The organism is Arthrobacter sp. P1_B3 (assembly GCF_056406615.1).
In genome coordinates, this window is the sequence record NZ_JBFTZV010000060.1 from 1 (window position 1) to 2,973 (window position 2,973).

Consider the following 2,973-nt stretch of genomic DNA (forward strand, 5'->3'; position numbering starts at 1 on the left):
ATGCTGTTCCCCCGGGCGGCGTGGGTGAGYCCGACGCAGATCTGGGCGAGACCTTGCCAAAGGTTGCGTTCTTCGGCCGGCCCGGCTTTCCACCGGGCCTCGAGTACCTCATGAGCGGCGAAGGGCCGGCCTGCCTCCACCAGACTCCGGGCCGAAACCAACGTCTGCGCCGGCGGCAGCGGCTCCTCCGAGACCGGCTCGACGCCAACGCTCCCATACGGCAGCGGCCGGCCAAGAGCGTCACGCGGCCGGGCCTGCCGCGGGCGCCTTGCAGAATCCCGATCCCTGTCACCCGTCATTGCCGTCTCCGTCCTGAGCGTGCCCGGAGCCTACCGACCTTCATACGCCCAATCCTAAGACCCGGCGCTTCGAACATCCGCTCCGCCGCTAGGATGCCGTCGGGACAGCGGCCGCGAGAGAAGAAATGATCACCGCTGGTCGCGGCGCAGGGGATGATCATTTGGAACCTCGACGAGCACGATGCGCACTCCATCGGGGTCCGCGATCCACATCTCCACCAGCCCCCACGGCTCCTGCTGCGGCCTGCGGATCACCGGTACCCCGGCCGCCAGCAGCCGCTCGTGCTCAAGCTGCACGTCGCGAACCTGAATCCAGATCGACAAGGCACTCCCCGGTGGATCAGCCGACCGTCCACTGACCTCGAGAAAACCGTTTCCCAGGAAGAACACCAGGCCCGGCGCATCACGACTCCCGAACTCCCGGTAGATCGCCAAACCCAACGTGTCCCGATAAAACCGGTGGCTCCGCTCAGGTTCGGACGGATGAAGCAGGATGCGGCTCCCAAGGACTTCCATGTTCTCCATCCTGCCCCCCACTCACGCACTTCGCCCGCCGCGCGTCGGTGAATTCCTGGTGTGGCGTTCAAGGACCCCTTTTGGGCGGCGAGYTGCCCCACACCGACCGGGGCGCCACGGCCCACGCCGAATCTGCTGCACCGACCGTTCCGCAAACAGAACTGCGAAACCGCCAACTCAGCTGCGATTTAGGGGCCAAACGAAGTTGACGGCCACACTCCTGTGTGACTGTTAAACAGGAATTGCGATAAATCGCAGCTGAATTGGCGGTCTGCGGTCCAGTTTTGGGAACCCCTGCCGGGCATATCTAAGGGCGACGTCCCGAACGAAGGCTGCCTGACGGCCAGCTCGGACTCAACAAGGGTTCATGACGCCGAGTTCATCTCGTGGCACGGCTCATGCGCCGACTCCCGAGGCTCCCTGGGGCGCGGGCATACCTGCGACCATTCCGGCCCACAACAGGTCGGTAGTCGCTAGGGTCAGGTAGTCCACGGATGTTCCATCCAGGAGGTTGCCCGCCGCCAGCATTGCGGCTCCGTGCAGGCTCACGAAGCAAACGAGAGCGAGCCTCTCGGAGTCGGCTGGCGCCAGCTCCCCGGCGGCCTGGGCTTCAGCGATGAGCGCTCTGGCGACCCATATACCGTCTTCGCCGATGCTGCRCAGTTCATCGCTGGCATCAGGATGGTGCTTGGTGGAGTGCATCACGGCCAACAGGACCGGGTGAGAGACCGCGAAGTCCACATAGGACCTAGCGATCCGGACAAAGCGTGACCGATGGTCTCCGGCCGCTTCAGACGCTCCCATTATCCCGGCATTCATGCTGCGGAAGCCGTCAAAGGCCAGGGCATCGAGAAGCGCCTGCTTGTCACGAAAATGCCTGCCGGGTGCCGCGTGGCTCACACCCAGATCACGCGCGAGCTGCCGCAGCGAAAGTCCCTCGACTCCTGCTTCCTCGACGGTTTCCGTGGCACGTGCCAGCAACGCCTCCCGGAGCCTGCCGTGGTGATAGGGCTGATCGATCATCCGACCAGTATATCCGCAATGTAGTCATTGACAACAATGGTGTCCCTGCCTACTATGTTGGCATTGGCTACATGAGTAGCCGCGACACGGATCGGATTCGACATGACCATGAGCTACACCGGAACCACGGCACTGATCACTGGGGCGAGCTCCGGGCTCGGTGCCGAGTTTGCCGCACGATTTGCGGCGCGCGGGGCCAACCTTGTGCTGGTCGCACGGCGGACCGACAGGCTTGAGGATCTCGCCCGAAAGCTGCGCGACGCGCATGGCATTTCAGTGACGACGCTCTCGAAGGACTTGAGCCGTCCGGGAGCCGGGGCTGAAGTCCGCGGAGAGCTCGCCGGCCGGGGCATCCGCATCGACACCCTGATCAACAACGCGGGCTTCGCCACGAGCGGCCCTTTGGTCAAGGAAGACCCCGCGGTCATCGCCTCGGAGATCTCCCTGAACGTGGCCTCTCTCGTCGAGACCACGCGGGCATTCCTCCCCGAGATGCTCGCCGCCGGGAGGGGCGCGCTGATCAACGTGGCCAGCACTGCAGCTTTTCAGCCGGTGCCTGGGATGGCGGTTTACGGGGCAACCAAGGCATTTGTCCTGAGCTTCACCGAGGCCCTGGCACACGAGACGAAGGAATCCGGCCTTCGTGTGCTCGCGCTCTGCCCGGGGGCTACCCGCACCGAGTTTTTCGATGTCCTCGGGAGCCAGGCCGCTGCCGTCGGCCGGCTGCAGAGCGCCAGCGAGGTCATCGACACCGCCCTGCGCGCCCTCGATCGCCGCACTACACCGGTAAGCGTCGTCTCAGGCTTGGGAAATCGCATGCTTGCCGGAATCGCCCAGCGCCTCCCCCGAAACATCTCCCTCGCCATGGCGGGCAGAGCCGTACAGGACTAGGGCGTGTCTCCTAATTCGGGGCGTGGTTTTTGAAATAGTGGACGGGTGTCACGTACTTCCGTTTTGACTGATGACCAGTGGGCTCTGATTGAGGACCTGATGCCGGACTCCTCCGGGCGTCGGGGGCGTCCGTTTCAGGGCCACCGGCTGGTCATGGAGGGCATCATCTACCGTTTCCGGACCGGGATCCCGTGGCGTGACCTGCCTGAGTGCTACGGTCCGTGGCAGACGGTCTGGAAGCGTC

The 2,973-nt window shown here is 64.4% G+C and carries 5 protein-coding genes; 2 read left to right on the forward strand and 3 right to left on the reverse strand.

The window, feature by feature from the left end:
- The 3 genes from AC1D2F_RS23760 to AC1D2F_RS23770 form a co-directional block, all read right to left on the reverse strand.
- Positions 1 to 299, reverse strand: a 299-nt coding sequence (locus tag AC1D2F_RS23760) for a DUF309 domain-containing protein (RefSeq protein WP_476967892.1), incomplete at its 3' end; no start/stop codon positions are given.
- Positions 300 to 428: 129 nt separating this feature from the next.
- A complete protein-coding gene (locus AC1D2F_RS23765; protein WP_229995618.1) occupies positions 429 to 824 on the reverse strand; it encodes a VOC family protein in 396 nt (131 codons plus the stop codon).
- 387 nt (positions 825 to 1,211) lie between these two features.
- Entirely contained in the window at positions 1,212 to 1,838 is a 627-nt protein-coding gene (locus AC1D2F_RS23770) for a TetR/AcrR family transcriptional regulator (RefSeq protein ID WP_476967893.1), read from the reverse strand.
- A 102-nt stretch (positions 1,839 to 1,940) separates the two neighbouring features.
- Here AC1D2F_RS23770 and AC1D2F_RS23775 point away from each other — a divergent pair, with 102 nt between their 5' ends.
- Together AC1D2F_RS23775 and AC1D2F_RS23780 are read left to right on the forward strand one after the other, a co-directional pair.
- Complete coding sequence (locus AC1D2F_RS23775) at positions 1,941 to 2,729, forward strand: SDR family NAD(P)-dependent oxidoreductase (RefSeq protein ID WP_364742403.1); 789 nt, start codon at positions 1,941 to 1,943, stop codon at positions 2,727 to 2,729.
- A 45-nt stretch (positions 2,730 to 2,774) separates the two neighbouring features.
- Positions 2,775 to 2,973 (forward strand): transposase (locus AC1D2F_RS23780; RefSeq protein ID WP_476967894.1); only part of this gene is annotated, 199 nt, incomplete at its 3' end.